A 16,812-nucleotide genomic window follows, 5' to 3' on the forward strand; every position below is an offset into this window, starting at 1 on the left:
ACGAGAGGTGACGGAGCATGATCAATAAAATCGGGCCTTTTATGATAGATGGCCTGCCGGCGTTTACCCGAATTACGCCCGAGCAGGTTGGGCCGTACGTTATTTTCGTTGTGAAGGACCCGCTTCACGGGTGTGACAAAGACGTGGCGGAGGAGGTAGCCGAGCATTTCGATACCCATACGCTGGTATCGGACACAGGCATGGCCAAGACGTATACCGGAACGTATAAAGGCGCCCGCATTACGGTGGTTTCCTGCGGCAGCGGCGCGCCTGAGCTTGAAATCATTCTGATGGATTTCATGACCCATTCGAATGCGCATACCTTTATTCGAGTTGGCGGGTCCGGAGCGATGCAGGAGCATCTATCGGTCGGCGATCTGGTCATCGCGACCGGAGCTGTGCGGGATGACGGAACAAGCCGAAGCTATGTGCCGGGGCAGTTCCCGGCCATCGCCGATTATGAGCTGGTTGCAGCCATGAAAAAAGCGGCGGAAGACCGCGGATACCGGCACCATCTCGGCATTACCCGGTCCTGCGACTCTGAATATGCAGGCGTCGGACGCCCGGCGCGAAACGGCTATTTGCTCCAGCAGCATGAGCAGGAATTTGAAATGTGGCACCGGGCGGGCGTGCTCAACGTGGAAAGGGAGGCGTCGATACTGCTGACGCTGACGACGCTGTTCGGCCTCCGAGGAGGCGTGGTCAACGCCATCGGCGACAACTTTGTCACGGGCGAGAAATTTGTGGCCGGAGCCGGATTCGAACACGCCATTATGACGGCGCTTGACGGCATCGCGCTGCTGGATGAACGGCTGAAGCTGAAGGCTTGAGAAATGCAGCTTTCGCGGGAAATATTGGATTACAGCAATCTGCAGAGGGAAGGGAACCGATCATGAGTCAACTGACACTGGAACGTCTGTCCAAAACATTTCGCGGCGTAGAGGTGCTTCAGGATGTATTTCTTCAGGCGGAGCAGGGCGAATTTATTTGCCTGCTGGGACCGAGCGGATCCGGCAAAAGCACCATACTGCGGATGATCGGCGGGTTTGAGACACCCGACGCCGGAACCATTTCACTGGCGGGCGAGCAGATTCAGGCCTTGCCTCCAAACCGCCGCAATATCGGTTTTGTATTTCAGGATTATGCGCTGTTTCCGCATTTATCGGTGGAAGAGAACATCGCTTTCGGACTGAAATGCAAAAAAACGGAGAAAGCCGAGATGGCCGAGCGGATTCGGTCGGTTCTGAAGCTGGTCGGTCTTACCGGACTTGAGAAGCGTTACCCGAAGCAGCTGTCCGGCGGGCAGCAGCAGCGCGTAGCTATAGCGCGGGCCATAGCGCTGAGGCCGTTGCTGCTGCTGCTGGATGAGCCGCTTTCCAACCTGGATGCCAAGCTTCGCAGACAGATCCGTCTTGAAATGCGCGAGCTGCAGAAGGAACTCGGCATCACCACGATTATGGTTACGCATGATCAGGAAGAAGCGATGACGATGGGCGACCGGATCGCTGTGCTTCAGCATGGCCTCATTCAGCAAATCGGCAGGCCGCTTGAGCTGTACAATGCGCCGGCCAATCTGTTCGTGGCGGGTTTCATCGGCGATCCGCCCATCCATCTGGAGCCCTGCAGCGGCGTCATTCGCGGGGGGACGCCGGGTGTCGAAGCGCTGGGCGTGTTCTTTGCAGCCGAGTTCGCGGCACTCGCTTTGGCGGAAGGCTGGAAAGGACGCAGCCTTGTGCTCGGCATTCGTCCCGAAAATATCGGGGTACGCGAGGCAGGCGAAGGAACGGGGGTTCCGGCGGTCGTCGAGGTGACCGAGCACCTTGGAGCCTCGGCTTTGATTCATGCACGAACGGAATCCACGGGAACGCGGGTCACAGCGCTAGTTCACAACAAATGGATACCGGAAAAGGGCGAGCGGGTCGAGCTGGAGCTGCGACCGGAAAACGCCTTGCTCTTCGACGGAGCGACTACGCTGGCGGTTCAGGGCGTTACGATCAAGGAAACGGCGCTGCTTTCCGGTGCCGGGAATTGAGGGAGCTATGAAACAACAACGAATTTTATGTTTCGGCAACGTCGTGATGGACGGCATGTTCATGTTGTCGCAAATGCCCGGCTATGACGAGAAGGCATTTGCGGATACGGTATCCTGGTCGCCCGGCGGTCCGGCGATTCATTTCGCGACGATATCCGCTAGGCTGGGCTCGCATGCGAGCGTGCTTGGCTGGGTTGGTGACGATACCATCGGCCTGCAGGTGAAGCAGGCCTTGGAGTCCAAAGGCGTCAAGCCGGTTTTTCATCAAATTTTAAATACGCAGACCCCTACTGCCATCATTATGGTGGACCGTACAGGAGAGAAAGCGGTAGTATTGTCTCCGCCCATTGACCGCTCGCGGCTTCCCGAACCTGAGGAAGTGGCGGCCTATGATTTGACGGGTACGAATCATATTCATACCCACTTGTTTCTGGCCCCTTATGTGGAGTGCATGCTCGCGGCATCCGGGGAAATTGGCATTTCCCGTTCGCTTGACATAGAGCCGTCTTCCGTCAGAAGGTGGGGGACGGAGAAAGTCAAAAGCTTGCTCAAGCTGACCGACATCATTTTCATCAAGGAGCCTGCCGTCAGCATGCTCTGTCCGGAAGGCGAAGATTTGCCGGAAAAGCTGAGCCGTATTGCGGACTGGGGGCCCTCAGTGGTTGTCTGCACCCGGGGGCGGCACGGAAGTACGGCTTCGGCGGGTGGCCGGCTTTTCTTCAGTCCTTCGATTCCGGTCGTCACGAACAATTCGCTGGCGGCGGGAGATATTTTTGCCGGCGTGTTTGTGTATCGCTATCTGGAGGATCAGAGCATCGAGGGGGCGCTTCAGTACGCGACCGCGGCCGCTTCCGTAGCCGTCAGCCGTTCGGGAAGCTCCTTGCATTATCCTTCCGTGCAGGAGATCAAAGCTACGCTTGCGCAGCATAAGCTTATTTTCCAAAAAAACGAGGTGGATGCTTAAATGGAAGTTTACATTCATGCAAATATTTTGGCCGGCCCGGATCTTAACCTTGTTGAGGACGGAACGCTTATCGTGGAAAATGGAACAATCGTCGCGATCGAGGAAGAGTCCAAGGAACACGGAATCGATTTACAGGGCGGGCTCGTCATTCCGGCTTTTGTGGATGCCCATACGCATATTGCCGATACCGGGGCCAAAGAGCTTGGCGTCGGGCTGCTGGTGGAGGACGCCGTGCTTCCGCCGAACGGGCTGAAGCACCGGTATTTGCAGCAATTAACGGAAGAGAAGCTGATTGAAACGATCCGGCAGGGCTTGAAGGAAATGCTGAAATCCGGCATTGCCGCCTTCGGCGATTTCCGGGAAGGGGGCCTTGACGGCATCCGCGCTCTGCGGACGGCAAGCCAGGGGCTGCCGATTACTCCCGTTATACTCGGTCGGCCAATGGCCGATTACAAGGCCGGATACGAGCTGACCCGCAAGGAGCTCGAAGCCGTCGTGGAAGAAGCGGACGGATTCGGGATATCCAGCATCGGGGCGTTCGGTCTCGATGTATTCCATCAAATCCGGGAGCTGACAACCGGGAACAAGGTGTTTGCCATTCATATCAGCGAATCTCCGCGGGATCACGAGCTTTCCCTGCAAAAATTCGGTGAAACCGAAGTGAAGCGCGCCTTCGCCTTTGAACCGGATCTGATGGTCCATCTAACCCATGCGACGGCGTCGGATATTGCCGAGGTGAAGAACCGCGGCCAAAGAATTGCAACCTGTCCGCGCACCAATTTGCTGCTTGGGGACGGCATTCCGCCGCTGCACGAGTTTTATGCCGCGGAGATTCCGATTTCGATCGGATCGGATAACATGATGTTCTCCAGTCCGGATCTGTTCAGGGAAATGGATACGGCCAGCAGGGCCGCGCGCGGATTGACCAAGAATCCGCAGGCGATGGATTCGCGCTACCTGCTCAAATCGGCGACGCTCTCGGGGGCACAGGCCCTCAAGCTTGACCGCCTTATGGGCTCGATCGAGCCCGGAAAGCAAGCTGCCTTCCTGGTCCTTGGCAAGAACCGGGACTCGTTGGCATACAGCCACGACTTGGTTTCCTCCGTTGTTCACCGCTGCGGCCCTTCGGACATCAGCCATTTTGTCTGCGGGGGCCGGACCGTCATTGAAAACTACAAATTTATGCTTGATCTTTAGTAAGCCGGGAGGGGAAAAGAGATGGAGATATCGCCACGAATCAAGGCTGCACTGGCCCGTGGCGAAGCTGTAGTCGGTGTTGAGTCGAGCCTGCTGACTCACGGGCTGTCATACCCGAAATCGCTGGAGCTTGTCCGGGACATTGAACAGAATATTCGGGGGCAAGGCGCAGAGCCGGCGGTCTTCGCCATGCTGGAAGGCAAGCTCCGCATCGGTTTGGAGCCCGAGGAGCAGGAATGGCTGGCCCGGGCTAAAGGTACCATCAAGCTGACGCTCGCAGATCTGGGATCTGCAGCCGCCAAGCTTTGCAGCGGCGGAACGACCGCAGCGACAACAGCCTGGATGGCCCACCGGGCGGGTATCAGGGTAGCTCTGGCCGGAGGTCTTGGCGGAGTGCATCGCGATGTCGGGGAAACGTGGGACATTTCCGGAGATCTCAGCGCAATGGGGCATTATCCCGTTCTGATGTTTTGCGGCGGGATCAAGACATTTCTCGATATCGGCAAAAGTCTGGAGGCGCTGGAGACGTTGGGCGTGCCTGTTTGGACTTACCGCAGCGACAGGTTTCCGGGTTATTTCACCCCCCGCTCGGCATTCGCAAAGCTGCGGGTCGATTCGGCGACGGAAGCTGCCGTCATGGCTTCGGCCCACTGGAAGCTCGGCTTGGAGACAGGCATCGTGCTGGGCGTGCCGATTCCGGAAGAAAGCGCATTTGATGCTGAGGAAATTGAGTCCGTCGTTTCCGCCGCCCTGCAGGAGGCAAAAGGTAAGGCAGGCGGCAAAGGAGTAACCCCATATATTATCAGGGCCATTGAAGAGCATACCAAGGGCCGTTCGGCCGAAGCGAACAGGGCTCTCCTTGTTGAAGCAGCCCGCGCCGCCGCTGAGACGGCAGTTGCGCTTTCTAAGCTGTAGGCAGGGGGGCTAGAGCTGGAAGAACGCCGGACGCGCCGCCTGATCACTCCTAGAAACAAATTGGCCTGCTCCTGTAAAGGTCAACGGAAAATAAAAAAAGCTATTGTAAAAATGAGTGAAACAGCAACCAAAACCAATGAAATGAAGTGGCTTTTTGTTTCTCTAATGTATCTCCATTCCATATAAGCACGAAAGCTGAATGACAAGGCTATGAGGATGCCGAATAAAGGTTGTAATTGACTCATATCAAGCTACTCTATCTGTATTGCTGTATAGCCGGCGTCCCCCAGGTAACGTTTCCGCCGGGCAAGGCGGACAGTGATCCGGTTGCCTTGCTCTTCTAACGCTTAAGTCCGGGACAGATCATACGCTGCTTGATTGGGTCATGCAGCAGGATCTCCCCGGGCTTCTTTCGTTTGACCGGAAGAAGGCCAAAAAGGACTGTCCGGTAAAACACCAGCCAAGCCCTCTCCACGTACAATAACCTATATGTACAATATGGGAGGGCCTGATATGATTATTCTTTTGTCTGGCGATGCGCAGCAAATCGCCGGTTTGAACCTGACCCCATGGGAACGGAATATTGTAAATATGAAGCAAATGAGCCCGGCGGAGTACCGGTACAGTTCACTTGAAAGCTTGAAATTCGAAATGAACGCAAGAACCCGAATCGTACAATCGGCCAGAGCTTTGCAGGAGAGCGGCGCAAGCTTTTCGGATTTTAAACGCAGCAAATGCAACGAGCAATTCTGGATGCGCACGAACCAGGGCGGATTCCGGTTAAAAAGCGGCGTTTCGCCTGCTGACGGCATTAATGATATTTTTCAGAACGGACGTCTTTATGCCTTCGAATGCGCGACAGCGATTGTAATCGTTATGTACAAGGCGATTCTGGATTTGATTGACAGGAACACGTTCAACACTTATTTTCAGGACCTGCTGCTCTATACCTGGTATTACGATAATGATTTGAGGTTTAACAGGACGACTCTTCCGGAGGCTTATCCGGGAGATGTGCTTTATTTCAACAACCCTGATTTCGATCCGGCCACACCGGGCTGGCGGGGGGAAAATGCCGTTCTGCTGGGACCCGATCTCTTTTATGGGCATGGACCGGGGATCCGTTCTTCTGCCGCTATGATCGCTATATTGAATTCGAAACGAAAGCCGGGCAGCCTGACGTCCGCTTATTTAATAGATGAAGTGCTTATTCTTGACTTTGAGCATATCCGTAAATTGAAAGAAGGCGCTGCCCGAATCGGCACCCGCAAATATATGCTTCGTTAATATCATTCCATAAAATGAAACTATCCGCCTAAAGTCCCGTATATAATGGTAAACATTGCCTGTAGATCTAAATTGGCGATGCTGTTCACTTATTGACGGAACGGCCAAATTGTGAGAAACTGGCTGCATTGAGTAGGAAATTTTTCCTAAAAAGAGAAACGGTGTCGTCCGTCCTAATGATCTCTAGGGGAAGGTGGAAAGTAGATGGGGTTTTTTGAAAGATTAAAGAGAATCGCGAGTGCAAACTTGAATTCGGCACTAGACAACCTTGAAGATCCGATATTGATGATTGACGAGGTGCTCCGGGAGTTGGATGAGAATATTGCCAAGGTAACGACTGCCGTTACGTCCCAGATGGCGGTTGAGAAGCGGTTCGAGCGGGAACTGACTGAGGCGGATGCCATGATCGAGAAGCGGGATGCCCAGGCCCGCCAGGCATTGGCTCAGGGAGAAGAGGAGCTGGCCCGTGAGGCGCTGATCGATAAGAAGCGTTATATAGAGAAACGGGAAGAGCTTGATGCGAATTACCAGACAGCCAAGGCGAGCTCCGGCAAGCTGAAGGAGCAGCTGGAAGATATGAAGGAAAAGGTTCAGGACATGAAATTGAAGCGCAGCACGCTCGTTGCCCAGGCGGAAGCGGCCAAAGCCTCGAAAACCATCAACGAGACGATGAGCGGCGTGGGCGATGACAACCTTAGTGATACATTTGCCAAATTGGAAGATAAAATTTTGCGATTTCAGGACCAGGCTTCAGCTGCGCAGGAGCTGGCTAATGAAGGGCAGTCGCTCGACGATAAATTCGAGAAACTGGCGAAGCAAGGCAAGGATCACGAAATCGAGGATGAGCTCGCTAAGCTTAAAGCAGAGCTGAACCAGAAGTAGGTTCTACACCAAAGAGTAAATGAAGCTTGGAAGTATGCTGTGCTTCCAGGCTTTTTTAAATCTATATGTTGATACAGTGATGCAATTTATAGCATTAATAGAAAGAGGAATGTTCATGAGAATAAGGAAAATTTCGATAGGGGTACTTGTGCTGTTCGCGATTTTGCTCGTCCATGCTTCTTCCGCTTTTGCAGCAACCATTCCTGCCAAAAATGGCTATGTCCAGGATACAGCGGATATTTTGAGCAAGGATGATGAGGCGGAGATTGTAAAGAGAAATGGCACTGCGCCTTTTCATTTGTATGTTTATACCATCAACAGCCTGAATGGCAAGACAAGCGGATCGGTCGCCTCATCCGTGTTTAAGTCCTGGTCTTTGGGTAAAGATGACGGCTTGCTCCTCGTGTCGATGGATGAAAGGGAGGCCCGCTTGGAGCTGTCAACAGGCAGCGACCTGCAGAGCTCCATCCTGGAGTCGCCGGATTATAAAGATAATGCTAATCCTGTATCCGGACTGCTCGACGATGTCTTTATCCCCAGTGCGGCGGATGGGGAGTTTGGTTCCGGAACCCTTTCTTTGATGAGCAGAATGAGTGAACTGGAACAGACATATACAGCCGGGAATAAGAATGGGACAGCCTTGTCTCAGGCGGCTGCAACGACCACGCCAGCGACGGCGGTACCGGCCACGCCGGCGACGGCCGCACCGGCAGCCACTGCCCCGTCTACATCTGCTCCATCCAGCGCCGCACCTGCAAGCGCTGAGCGATCCAGCGTAGCGCCAGCTACAACTGCTCCGTCTTCAGCAGCGTCTTCGAATTCAGCGGCAACGGCTAAGCGAGTTGGCAATATTATTGGCACCATTGTTGTTGTTTTCCTGCTCAACTTGGCATTAGGCATTCTATTATCGCCATTAGCCTTAATCTTCTATTTACGTAAAAATAAAAGAAACCTGACGAAAGAGTTTCTTGTCATCTCCAAACAGCATCAGGAAAATTTATCCGGTCTCTATCAAATCGAGCAGGAGATCGGTCCTCTGCTTAAAATGTCGGATGGAACATCCGAAGCCTTCCTGACCGAGGTGGAAAGCAAGTATAACAGACTGCTTCAAATGGCTACTGCGGATTCGCCTGTTATCCTGAATGATAAAGCCAGGAACTTTATTTTTGGCAAAAAAGCCAAAAGCTATCTGGAAGCCAAACGCAGAGTACTGGTTATTGCCAAGGAAGTTCAGGATGTCAGGAACGCTTTGGAGAGGTACCGGGATCTGGAAGCCGATGTTACTGTCGGACTTAAATCCCTGCATAAGGATTGGGATGAGACGAACGAAATGCTGGCCCGGTTAATCCGGGAAACGGGGAATGAATTTGAGGAGCTTGTTCGGAAAGGGCAGGCGCTGAAGGAACGGCTGGGACAAAGTCAGGGTGCGTTGGCATTTGATCCGCTGGAAGCTCAAAAATTCTCCGACACCATGCAGCAGCAGATTGGAAAATGGAAGCAGGATGTAGCCTCCCTTTTTGCGCTGAAAGAGAAATGGGACGAGCTCCCGAAGCTCCTTCGCCAGGAGATACAGCAGCTTGCAGAGCAAGAAGGGCTGATTTTGTCCGAAGCGAATCCTTATGAACTGCTCGATGCTGCGGAGAGCCGCATTCAGCAATTTGCAAGATTCATTGAAAAGGCAGATATCAAGAAGGGAGACGCACTTGCCTCTGAACTGGAGCAGGACCGGGCAACTGCGCTTGCCATCGTCAAGGATACCATTGCGGCACGTGATTGGGTAGGCAGCATGCTTGCGTCAGCCAAGGATCGCATTTCAAGGCAGAAAATTTGTATGCCGAGCTGGAAAAGTGCTTGGATGAAGTAAAGGCCGCATACGATCATTCGCTCTGGAGCGAGCATCAGCAATTGCTGGACCAATTTAGTGGCAAGGTTAAGGATATATCCAGACAGATCTCCAGTGTCGAGGCCGGCTATCAGCCGACTGAACAGAAATACGCCGCTTGCAAAGAGGAGTTGGAGCAGGTCTTTAGCCAGCTTGATCAGTTTGAGGATACCGCGGAGAGGATTAAAGGGCTGAAACCGAAGTTGGATCAAAAATTTGATAAATGGTTCCAACAGCTTCGCGCTCTGCAAAAGCGATATAATGTGACTGTGCAAAAAATTCAGGACGAGAAGTTGATGCCTGCTCCCCGCATTCAGCAAAGAGGACGGGAAGCGGATAAAGCGCTGACGTCGGCTGAGGCGGCTGTGAACGCGGTACCGCGTAAATTGAATGAGCTGGACAAGTGTATAGATCAAGCGGAGCGAGCGGTAAACAGACTGGACATCGTCTTCGAAAAGGTGCAGGAGGAAAAGGCGAATGCTGAAGAGATGCTGGAAGAGCTTGAGCGCAGCTATTCAAAAATGAAGGGCCAATTAGGGTGGCTGAAGTCCGCAGAATACACCTCCGACTTTAAACAGATCCGGGAGTCTGCGAGTGAGGCTTTGCTTGCGCTGAATTTTGAAGAGGTCAGCCGGTATGTAAACAAGGGCCATTTCCTTGTGGGTGAAATGGAAGACAAATTTGAAGAGAATGAGGAAGAGCTCAGGAGAAAATTAGTGGTTTCCCAAAGAGAGTTTAGACAGCCTGACCTATCCTTTGGAGGACCTTTCAGCGGTCAGGAGTCACGCAGCAGCGCTGATAACCGTTCCTCTTCCAGCGGCGGAGACTCAAGCTTTGGCCAAAACAGCCAAGGGGGAAGTACAGACTACGGCAGCGGAAGCAGCGGAGGGGATTCCAATTATGGCAGTGGAAGCAGCGGCGGAGATTCCAACTTTGGCGGCGGAAGCAGTGGAGGAAGCTCCAAGTGGTAATGTCATGTGCTGAAAAGCTTACTTTTTGAACACGCACTATAAGCAAAGCGGTCTTTTCTTGCGGCTCTTGACGCGGATGATATGCTCAATATAAAAGGGTGCCGAAGAAGCGGCAGACTCGGATACGCATCTATGCTGGCTGTCGCCCTCTTAAAGGCACGCATCAATATAGAGAGAGGGAGAGAAACGCTTGAATTCATCAACCATTGCGGAGCAGCCGCCCGCTTCAGGGAACGGCCGTTTTCCCTTGTCGCTGCTGTGTCTGACGCTCGGCGCATTCGCCATAGGCATGACCGAGTTTATCATTATGGGCCTGCTGCCTAACGTGGCACATGATCTGCATGTGTCCATTCCTCAGGCCGGCCAGCTTATTACAAGCTATGCGCTCGGAGTTGCCGTGGGCGCTCCCTTGCTTACGGTGCTGACCCACCAAATGCCGCAGAAGAAATTGCTTGTGCTGCTGATGGGTATTTTTATTCTCGGCAACGGGCTGTCGATGGTTGCTCCTACATATGAGCTTCTGATCGCTGCGCGGATTATGACGGCGCTTGCCCACGGCACGTTTCTTGGCGTAGGCTCCCTGCTGGCTTCGCGGCTTGTCCGTCCGGACAAACGGGCCGGAGCGGTGTCCATGGTGCTTGCCGGACTGACCATAGCGAACATCGTCGGCGTCCCCTTCGGAACCTTTATCGGCCAGCAGCTTGGCTGGAGATCCTCCTTCGGCGCCATTACCGTGCTTGGCTTTTTTTCGCTGCTCGGCATTATCCGGTTCATCCCTGCCATTTCACAGTCTAAGGTTCCAAGTCTGGCCAAAGAATTCCGCAGCCTGGTGAACCCCCAGGTGCTGCTAATGCTGCTGACGGGGGCATTCGGCTGTGCAAGCCTGTTCTCCATGTTCACGTACATCACACCTGAACTGGAGTCCATCAGCGGCTTTGCGGAGCATGAGGTGACCTGGATTCTCGTTCTGTTCGGGGTTGGAGTGACGCTGGGCAACATCATCGGAGGAAGACTCGCGGACTGGAAGCTGATGCCGTCGCTCATCGGCAATTTTATCGCGCTCGCGATTATTCTCGCTGTGCTGAGCTTGATGCTGCCTAACCCCGTGCTGGCGGTCATTACGGTTTTTGTATGGGGCGTTGCCGCTTTCGGCATCATGCCGGGCGTACAGGTGCGTATTCTGAATCTGGCCCATGAAGCGCCTTTGCTTGCCTCTACCTCCGCCCACTCCGCCCTGAATCTGGGCAACGCGGCCGGCGCATTTCTTGGCGGGCGAATCATTGTTTACGCCGGTTTGCCTTCCGTTCCATTGCTTGCGTCCGGGCTGGCCGTACTGGCTTGTGCCGGATCGATCCTTAGCTACATGCAAATCGAACGGAAGAAAAGCGGAAATCAGGAGGCGATAGGAGCTTGAGTAGTCAGATTGTACTGGAAAAAGTGGAATGGGGTACGCCTCAATATTCCGAAGGGTTGAAATTAAGAGACAAAGTGCTCAGACAACCGCTCGGGATGAGTATTTATAATGACGACCTGAAGGGCGAGAAGAATGATATTCATATTTTGGCGGCAGCGGATTCCGGGGTAGTTGGAGTGCTTTTTCTGCGGAAGGTAGACGAAATCACCCTGCAAATGAAGCAGGTTGCCGTTGATGACTCAGTAAGAGGAACGGGCGTGGGCAGGCAGATGGTGGACTTTGCCGAACGGCTGGCCGCGGAAGCCGGATATCAGACAATCGTTTTGCATGCCCGGAAGGTTGCGGTTCCTTTTTATGAAAAATTGGAATATGTGCAGGTGGGCGAGCCTTTTACCGAGGTGGGCATTCCGCACAGGAGCATGATCAAACAGCTGGGCTGACGGATGTCGATGTGAGCTGAATAAACGAATTGGAAGGAACGCTTTTCGCACAAAAAAGGGGCTGTTTCCGAGGTTACACAACCTTGGAGTAAGCCCCTTTGATTATTTATTTTGCTTACACTAGCTCAACTTCCTGTTCGAGAATGCTTTGGAATAGAAAGGCAAGGTTCAGCTTCAGCAGATGCTCGTAATTTTTGAGATCCATTTGCAGCAGCTCGCTGATCTTTTCAAGACGGTAAGCGACCGTATTTCGATGGACAAACATCTCCTTGGCGACTTCGCCTACTTGGCCGTTATGCGTGATGAAGAGACTCAGCGTGTTAATCATCTCCTGAGCGGAATCGGGCGATTTCTCCAGAATGGGCGCAAGGGCAAATTGGCAGAACCGCTTCATTTTATCGCGGGGAACGGACTGGAACAGATAGGCCATTTCCACATTGCCGTACTCTACGACGAGCTGGCTTAAGTTAAGCTGCTTTGCCGTCTCGCTCGCATTCAGGCATTCCCGGTAAGCATCGCCGAGCTGATCGGGTTTCTCCTTTTGGTGGCTCAGGGAAAAACGAAGAGAGCCGCGTGTTTCAGCCGCTGTTTTGGCAAACAGCTTGGTCAGCAGATCGGAAAGCTTGCGTTCCCCTGCAGGCATGCTGGCGGGGAAGATGGAGAAGAGAGCGCCGTCTATGAAAAAATGAAGATGAAATAAATCCTTAAGCAGCGGATGATACTGAAATTCCTGCCGGATCGTATTCAGCAGATTGTCTTCGCTGCGGCCGCTTTTCTCCGAAACCGTTGTCAGCAAGCATTGATAAGGGCCGTCGCAAAGGGTGACGTCCATTTTTTTCGCGCACTCAAGCACCGCATCGATCGACACGTCCTGCTGCAAATAGCTTCGCAGAATCGAGGCCAGCTCGTTATCGGCGGCGCTGACAAACTGCTTGCGGCTCATCGCTTCCAGATGGAACGAAATAATCTCGGCCGCCTGAAGGTACAGCCCTTCTTCTTCCTTGGACGGGAATCCATCTGGAGAACGGAACACCGCGAATCCGATCGGCTGGGCATCATTGCCCCGCAGCGGGATCAAGGTCAGCTTGCCGCTTTCGCTGCGCCGCCACTGCACATTCGGCTTCCATGGCCAGCCTTTCAGCAGCTGCGCTTCGGTGAGGGGAAGATTGTTAAAGAGCAATCGTCCCCGGGCATGAATGACGGCCATCGGGCATTCCAGAATAGCGGAAAGCCCCTGAAAGAAATCGCTGCTTCGGTTCATAAGGGCAAACCGGATAAGCGCCTGCTGTTTTTCCAGAATGCGCTGAAGCTGATGTGTGCTTTTCTGGATTTCTGCGCGGAACAGCCCGTTCATCTGATCGGAAAACGTAAATTGAAAAGGAAGCTCGATAATAGGAAAACCAAGGCGATCCGCTTCCTCAATGATGGATTCGGGGACAGTGGTCCAGAATCTGCCCAGCTTGATTCCTAAAGCGGCAGTTCCTTTGCCTGCCAGCTTCTGAACGAGCTGAACGCCATCTTCGGGCCGATCTTTTATCAGATAGGCGGTAGTAAACAGCACTTCCCCTTCATGAACCCAGTCTACAATATCGGGAGCATCCATGACATTCACGGATTTGACGATTCGCTGGAGGCCGGATTTGCCGGCGATAAGCTTGCCTTCTGAGAGCGGATATATGGACAACGCATCTTCAACGGTCATGTACATGGCAGTTCACCCTTTCGTTGTGGTATGAAGGAAAATGGCAGCAGCCGGTATTGGGTTTATTATATACCTTTGAAGAGCCAGGCGGCTATAGGGATGTAATAAAACTTGACACAGACATAAAATGGTTTAAATGTTAAGGTAAGTAAAAATACCTCCGTACACAAACGCGATGACAATCACGAGAGCCGGATGCATTTTACGGTGCTGCATCAGCCAGTAGGCGGCAGCCGCAATAATGATAAACTGCACGTAACCGATCGTCTGCACGGAGTCCCTGGCGCTTTGCCATACCAATTCGAGCATCATGATCGCGATGACGGGCTGAACCAGCAGAGTCATTCCCTTGACTACAAGCGATTGCTTGTATTTGCTCAGCACCTTCAGCAGCAGAATCAAGGCGATGGCGGATGGCGCGACAGTGGCGAAAATAGCCAGGGCAAAACCGAACCATCCCAGGGTGCTATACCCTACATAAGCCGCAATTTTGGTGGCGATCGGACCGGGAAGGGAATTGCCGAGAGCCAGCATATCGTTAAATTCGGCATTCGTAAGCCAATGGTAATGCGGAACAATTTCACGGTACATTAAAGGAATGGTAGACGGCCCGCCTCCATATCCAAACAGATTGGACAGGAAAAAGCCGAGCAGCAAATACAGCCAAATCATAAGCCTCGCTCCCCTTTCTTGGCGCCTGCCGCCTTTCGATTCGCAAGAAGCTTGTAATGAAAGGCCCCGTAGGCCAGAAACAGGACAATGACGATGGCGGCGTGAACCTTGACGAGTTCCAGCAAAACAAAAGAAATCAGGAAGAAACCGGCAGCGGCATAGATCCCAAGTCCTTTGACGGCCTTTTCGCCAAACTGATAGCCCATTTGGCCGAGCATGACGGCGATCACCGGGGTCACGGCATTGATCATTCCTCTTAAAAGCGGTGAAGAACTGAAAAATTGAATAAAGGAGTACAGCAGCACCATCGCCAGGCACGTAGGCAGGATATGTCCCAAAACCGCAATGACAGCGCCGGGTGTGCCTTTCAGACGATATCCCAGATAAGCGGCAAGCTTTGTGGCAATCGGTCCGGGCAGCGTATTGGCGATGGCCAGCACTTCCCCGAACTCTTCGTCCTCCATCCAGGCATACCGGGTTACGGCTTCATGCCGGAACAGCGGTATGGTCGATGGGCCGCCCCCGAAACCAAGAAGTCCGGTCCGCAGCATCGCGGCGCATAAATCTCCGTAGTCATGTTTCATGCATTTTTTCTCCTTTGCAGCTTGTTGTATAATCAAAAATTGGAAATTTGATTGATTCACGCTTCGGTACGAAAGCAAATGGTATCAATTAATTTCGTTTTGTATAAATATATTCTTTAATGGTTTCTATATCAATATTTATTTTTAATTTTGTTTACGTTTTTTTGAAATAAGGATTGTGCGAACCGCGAGGTTCATGATATTTTAGTTAGCAATTCGAGTTGAAGGGGAGATTGACATGCTGCGTTCGGCTGTTGGGACAGATGTTATGGTAGTGAGTCCGCATTCCCTTGCTTCAACGGCAGGGGCGAGAATTCTGGAGCGTGGAGGCAACGCTTATGATGCGGCTGTTGCGGTCAGCGCGTGTCTGGCCGTCGTATATCCGCATATGACGGGACTCGGCGGCGATTCCTTTTGGCTCATGTACAACGAGTCGGAACAATCCGTGCGCGGCTATAACGCCAGCGGGAGATCGGGTTATCAGGCGACCCGTAAAGCCTACTTGGGCGAGAAAGCTATTCCGAATCGGGGAGCCCGCAGCGTGGTAACGGTGCCCGGAATGGTGGACGGCTGGGCGGCGGTGCTTGACGCCTATGGACGAATGACGCTGGCCGAGGTTCTAAAGCCGGCTATTGCTTATGCGCAGAAAGGATTTCCGTTCTCTTTGGACCAGCACAACAATACGGCGGAACGTCTGGAAATGCTGCTGAGCATGCCGGAAACATCGGCGATTTATGCTCCGGCGGGAGCGGTACCCAAGCGCGGAAGCCGGTTTGTACAGCACAATTTGGCCCGCAGCTTACAAAAAATCGCAGCAGGAGGCAGGGACGCCTTCTATAAGGGGGAGATTGGCCTGGAAATCGCCAGATCCCTTGCAAATGCCGGCGGTGTGCTGACTGCCGATGATTTCGCCGATCATTCCGGCGACTGGGTAACTCCGCTTACCGGTTCGTACCGCGGCTTTCGCCTGCATCAAATGCCGCCGAATTCGCAGGGCTTTACGGGCATTATGGCTGCGCATATTGTGGAGAATTTCGATATGGGCAATATCGAGCATGGTTCCTATGAATATTATCACCTGCTGATTGAAGCCTTGAAACTGTCCTTCAGGGACCGGAACCGCGAGCTGACCGACCCGGATTTCCGGAATATTCCGGTACATTCTCTGATTAACAAAGCCTACTGCAGCAAGCTTGCGGCGCAGATTGATATGCAGCGGGCCCTGTCGCTTGACGGTGCTCCGCTTGGCAGCGATACGGCGTACGCCGCCGTAGTCGACAGCGAAGGCAACGCGGTATCTTTCATCCAAAGCCTCTATTTCGAGTTCGGATCGAGCTTTGTGGGCGGAGAAACAGGCATATTGCTCCAGAACCGGGGCTCGTTCTTCTCGCTTGACCCTGATCATGTGAATGCGCTGGAACCGCGGAAACGGACGTTCCACACGCTGATGCCGGCCATGGCCATGCGGGAGGATCGCCCATATCTGCTGTACGGAACGCAGGGCGGGGAAGGACAACCCCAGACGCAGACCGCGCTGCTTACGAGAATGGTGGATTACGGCATGGACCCGCAGGAAGCGATCAGCGCGCCGCGGTGGGTTTGGGGACGCACCTGGGGAGAAGCAACGCAGGAGCTCAAGCTGGAGAGCCGGATCCCCTCCGAAGTCGCCGATAAACTGAAGGCTGCCGGACATGCGGTGAAACATGTTGGCGATTACGACGGCATTACCGGTCACGCGCAGGCCATTATGATCAAAGAGGACGGCAGCCGCCTCGGCGGCTGCGATCCGCGCTGCGACGGATCGGCCATCGGCTGGTAAACCCTGAGGGGCTGTCCCAAAAGCCGATTTGTGATTTTTCAAATGTAAAGG

At 53.3% G+C, this 16,812-nt stretch carries 16 protein-coding genes; 12 read left to right on the top strand and 4 right to left on the bottom strand.

What is annotated here, in order from left to right:
• The first annotated feature begins 17 nt into the window (after nt 1-17).
• The 5 genes from K7397_RS05465 to K7397_RS05485 all read left to right on the top strand — a co-directional run bounded on the left by K7397_RS05465 (nt 18) and on the right by K7397_RS05485 (nt 5,108).
• Nucleotides 18-830 (top strand): nucleoside phosphorylase, encoded by an 813-nt coding sequence (locus tag K7397_RS05465; protein ID WP_223066933.1) that lies wholly within the window; start codon nt 18-20, stop codon nt 828-830.
• Nucleotides 831-892: 62 nt separating this feature from the next.
• Nucleotides 893-2,032 (top strand): ABC transporter ATP-binding protein, encoded by a 1,140-nt coding sequence (locus K7397_RS05470; protein ID WP_223066934.1) that lies wholly within the window; start codon nt 893-895, stop codon nt 2,030-2,032.
• 7 nt (nt 2,033-2,039) lie between these two features.
• Complete coding sequence (locus K7397_RS05475; protein WP_223066935.1) at nt 2,040-2,996, top strand: carbohydrate kinase family protein; 957 nt, start codon at nt 2,040-2,042, stop codon at nt 2,994-2,996.
• The gene (locus K7397_RS05480) at nt 2,997-4,193 is read left to right on the top strand and encodes an amidohydrolase family protein (RefSeq protein WP_223066936.1); all 1,197 of its coding nucleotides are present in this window, start codon (nt 2,997-2,999) and stop codon (nt 4,191-4,193) included.
• Between the two features lie 21 nt (nt 4,194-4,214).
• A complete protein-coding gene (locus K7397_RS05485) occupies nt 4,215-5,108 on the top strand; it encodes a pseudouridine-5'-phosphate glycosidase (protein WP_223066937.1) in 894 nt (297 codons plus the stop codon).
• A gap of 80 nt (nt 5,109-5,188) precedes the next feature.
• Here the strand turns inward: K7397_RS05485 and K7397_RS22140 are convergent, their stop codons facing one another.
• A complete protein-coding gene (locus K7397_RS22140) occupies nt 5,189-5,353 on the bottom strand; it encodes a DUF4181 domain-containing protein (RefSeq protein ID WP_223066938.1) in 165 nt (54 codons plus the stop codon).
• Nucleotides 5,354-5,621: 268 nt separating this feature from the next.
• On the opposite strand from K7397_RS22140, the gene K7397_RS05495 reads away from it, so the two are divergent.
• The 6 genes from K7397_RS05495 to K7397_RS05520 all read left to right on the top strand — a co-directional run bounded on the left by K7397_RS05495 (nt 5,622) and on the right by K7397_RS05520 (nt 11,984).
• Nucleotides 5,622-6,395 (top strand): protein-glutamine gamma-glutamyltransferase, encoded by a 774-nt coding sequence (locus tag K7397_RS05495; protein WP_223066939.1) that lies wholly within the window; start codon nt 5,622-5,624, stop codon nt 6,393-6,395.
• Nucleotides 6,396-6,599: 204 nt separating this feature from the next.
• Nucleotides 6,600-7,277, top strand: a complete 678-nt coding sequence (locus K7397_RS05500) for a PspA/IM30 family protein (RefSeq protein ID WP_223066940.1) — start codon at nt 6,600-6,602, stop codon at nt 7,275-7,277.
• 115 nt (nt 7,278-7,392) lie between these two features.
• Nucleotides 7,393-9,141 (top strand): TPM domain-containing protein, encoded by a 1,749-nt coding sequence (locus K7397_RS05505; protein WP_223066941.1) that lies wholly within the window; start codon nt 7,393-7,395, stop codon nt 9,139-9,141.
• The gene (locus K7397_RS05510) at nt 9,129-10,130 is read left to right on the top strand and encodes a hypothetical protein (RefSeq protein ID WP_223066942.1); all 1,002 of its coding nucleotides are present in this window, start codon (nt 9,129-9,131) and stop codon (nt 10,128-10,130) included. Before K7397_RS05505 ends, K7397_RS05510 begins: the two co-directional genes overlap by 13 nt.
• Before the next feature lie 205 nt (nt 10,131-10,335).
• Nucleotides 10,336-11,544, top strand: a complete 1,209-nt coding sequence (locus K7397_RS05515; protein ID WP_420488754.1) for an MFS transporter — start codon at nt 10,336-10,338, stop codon at nt 11,542-11,544.
• Nucleotides 11,541-11,984 (top strand): GNAT family N-acetyltransferase, encoded by a 444-nt coding sequence (locus tag K7397_RS05520; RefSeq protein ID WP_223066943.1) that lies wholly within the window; start codon nt 11,541-11,543, stop codon nt 11,982-11,984. Before K7397_RS05515 ends, K7397_RS05520 begins: the two co-directional genes overlap by 4 nt.
• Before the next feature lie 115 nt (nt 11,985-12,099).
• On the opposite strand, the gene K7397_RS05525 is transcribed toward K7397_RS05520, so the two are convergent.
• The 3 genes from K7397_RS05525 to K7397_RS05535 form a co-directional block, all read right to left on the bottom strand.
• Nucleotides 12,100-13,692 (bottom strand): PucR family transcriptional regulator, encoded by a 1,593-nt coding sequence (locus tag K7397_RS05525; RefSeq protein WP_223066944.1) that lies wholly within the window; start codon nt 13,690-13,692, stop codon nt 12,100-12,102.
• A gap of 126 nt (nt 13,693-13,818) precedes the next feature.
• Nucleotides 13,819-14,358, bottom strand: a complete 540-nt coding sequence (locus K7397_RS05530) for a chromate efflux transporter ChrA (protein WP_223066945.1) — start codon at nt 14,356-14,358, stop codon at nt 13,819-13,821.
• Nucleotides 14,355-14,942 carry a chromate efflux transporter ChrB gene (locus tag K7397_RS05535; RefSeq protein WP_223066946.1) on the bottom strand — a complete coding sequence of 196 codons (588 nt, stop codon included), beginning with the start codon at nt 14,940-14,942 and terminating at the stop codon, nt 14,355-14,357. Before K7397_RS05535 ends, K7397_RS05530 begins: the two co-directional genes overlap by 4 nt.
• A gap of 238 nt (nt 14,943-15,180) precedes the next feature.
• Between K7397_RS05535 and ggt the strand changes: the two genes are divergently transcribed.
• The gene (ggt, locus tag K7397_RS05540; protein ID WP_223066947.1) at nt 15,181-16,761 is read left to right on the top strand and encodes a gamma-glutamyltransferase; all 1,581 of its coding nucleotides are present in this window, start codon (nt 15,181-15,183) and stop codon (nt 16,759-16,761) included.
• Nucleotides 16,762-16,812: the final 51 nt, after the last annotated feature.

It is taken from the genome of Paenibacillus caui (genome assembly GCF_019904135.1).
Classification (GTDB): Bacteria; Bacillota; Bacilli; order Paenibacillales; family Paenibacillaceae; genus Fontibacillus; species Fontibacillus caui.

What these genes read in the sequence shown, in the direction of transcription:
- K7397_RS05465 (WP_223066933.1), top strand. Translation starts at nt 18, where the DNA reads ATGATCAATAAAATCGGGCCTTTTATGATAGATGGCCTGCCGGCGTTT.
- K7397_RS05470 (WP_223066934.1), top strand. Translation starts at nt 893, where the DNA reads ATGAGTCAACTGACACTGGAACGTCTGTCCAAAACATTTCGCGGCGTA.
- K7397_RS05475 (WP_223066935.1), top strand. Translation starts at nt 2,040, where the DNA reads ATGAAACAACAACGAATTTTATGTTTCGGCAACGTCGTGATGGACGGC.
- K7397_RS05480 (WP_223066936.1), top strand. Translation starts at nt 2,997, where the DNA reads ATGGAAGTTTACATTCATGCAAATATTTTGGCCGGCCCGGATCTTAAC.
- K7397_RS05485 (WP_223066937.1), top strand. Translation starts at nt 4,215, where the DNA reads ATGGAGATATCGCCACGAATCAAGGCTGCACTGGCCCGTGGCGAAGCT.
- K7397_RS22140 (WP_223066938.1), bottom strand. Translation starts at nt 5,353, where the DNA reads ATGAGTCAATTACAACCTTTATTCGGCATCCTCATAGCCTTGTCATTC.
- K7397_RS05495 (WP_223066939.1), top strand. Translation starts at nt 5,622, where the DNA reads ATGATTATTCTTTTGTCTGGCGATGCGCAGCAAATCGCCGGTTTGAAC.
- K7397_RS05500 (WP_223066940.1), top strand. Translation starts at nt 6,600, where the DNA reads ATGGGGTTTTTTGAAAGATTAAAGAGAATCGCGAGTGCAAACTTGAAT.
- K7397_RS05505 (WP_223066941.1), top strand. Translation starts at nt 7,393, where the DNA reads ATGAGAATAAGGAAAATTTCGATAGGGGTACTTGTGCTGTTCGCGATT.
- K7397_RS05525 (WP_223066944.1), bottom strand. Translation starts at nt 13,692, where the DNA reads ATGTACATGACCGTTGAAGATGCGTTGTCCATATATCCGCTCTCAGAA.
- K7397_RS05530 (WP_223066945.1), bottom strand. Translation starts at nt 14,358, where the DNA reads ATGATTTGGCTGTATTTGCTGCTCGGCTTTTTCCTGTCCAATCTGTTT.
- K7397_RS05535 (WP_223066946.1), bottom strand. Translation starts at nt 14,942, where the DNA reads ATGAAACATGACTACGGAGATTTATGCGCCGCGATGCTGCGGACCGGA.
- ggt (WP_223066947.1), top strand. Translation starts at nt 15,181, where the DNA reads ATGCTGCGTTCGGCTGTTGGGACAGATGTTATGGTAGTGAGTCCGCAT.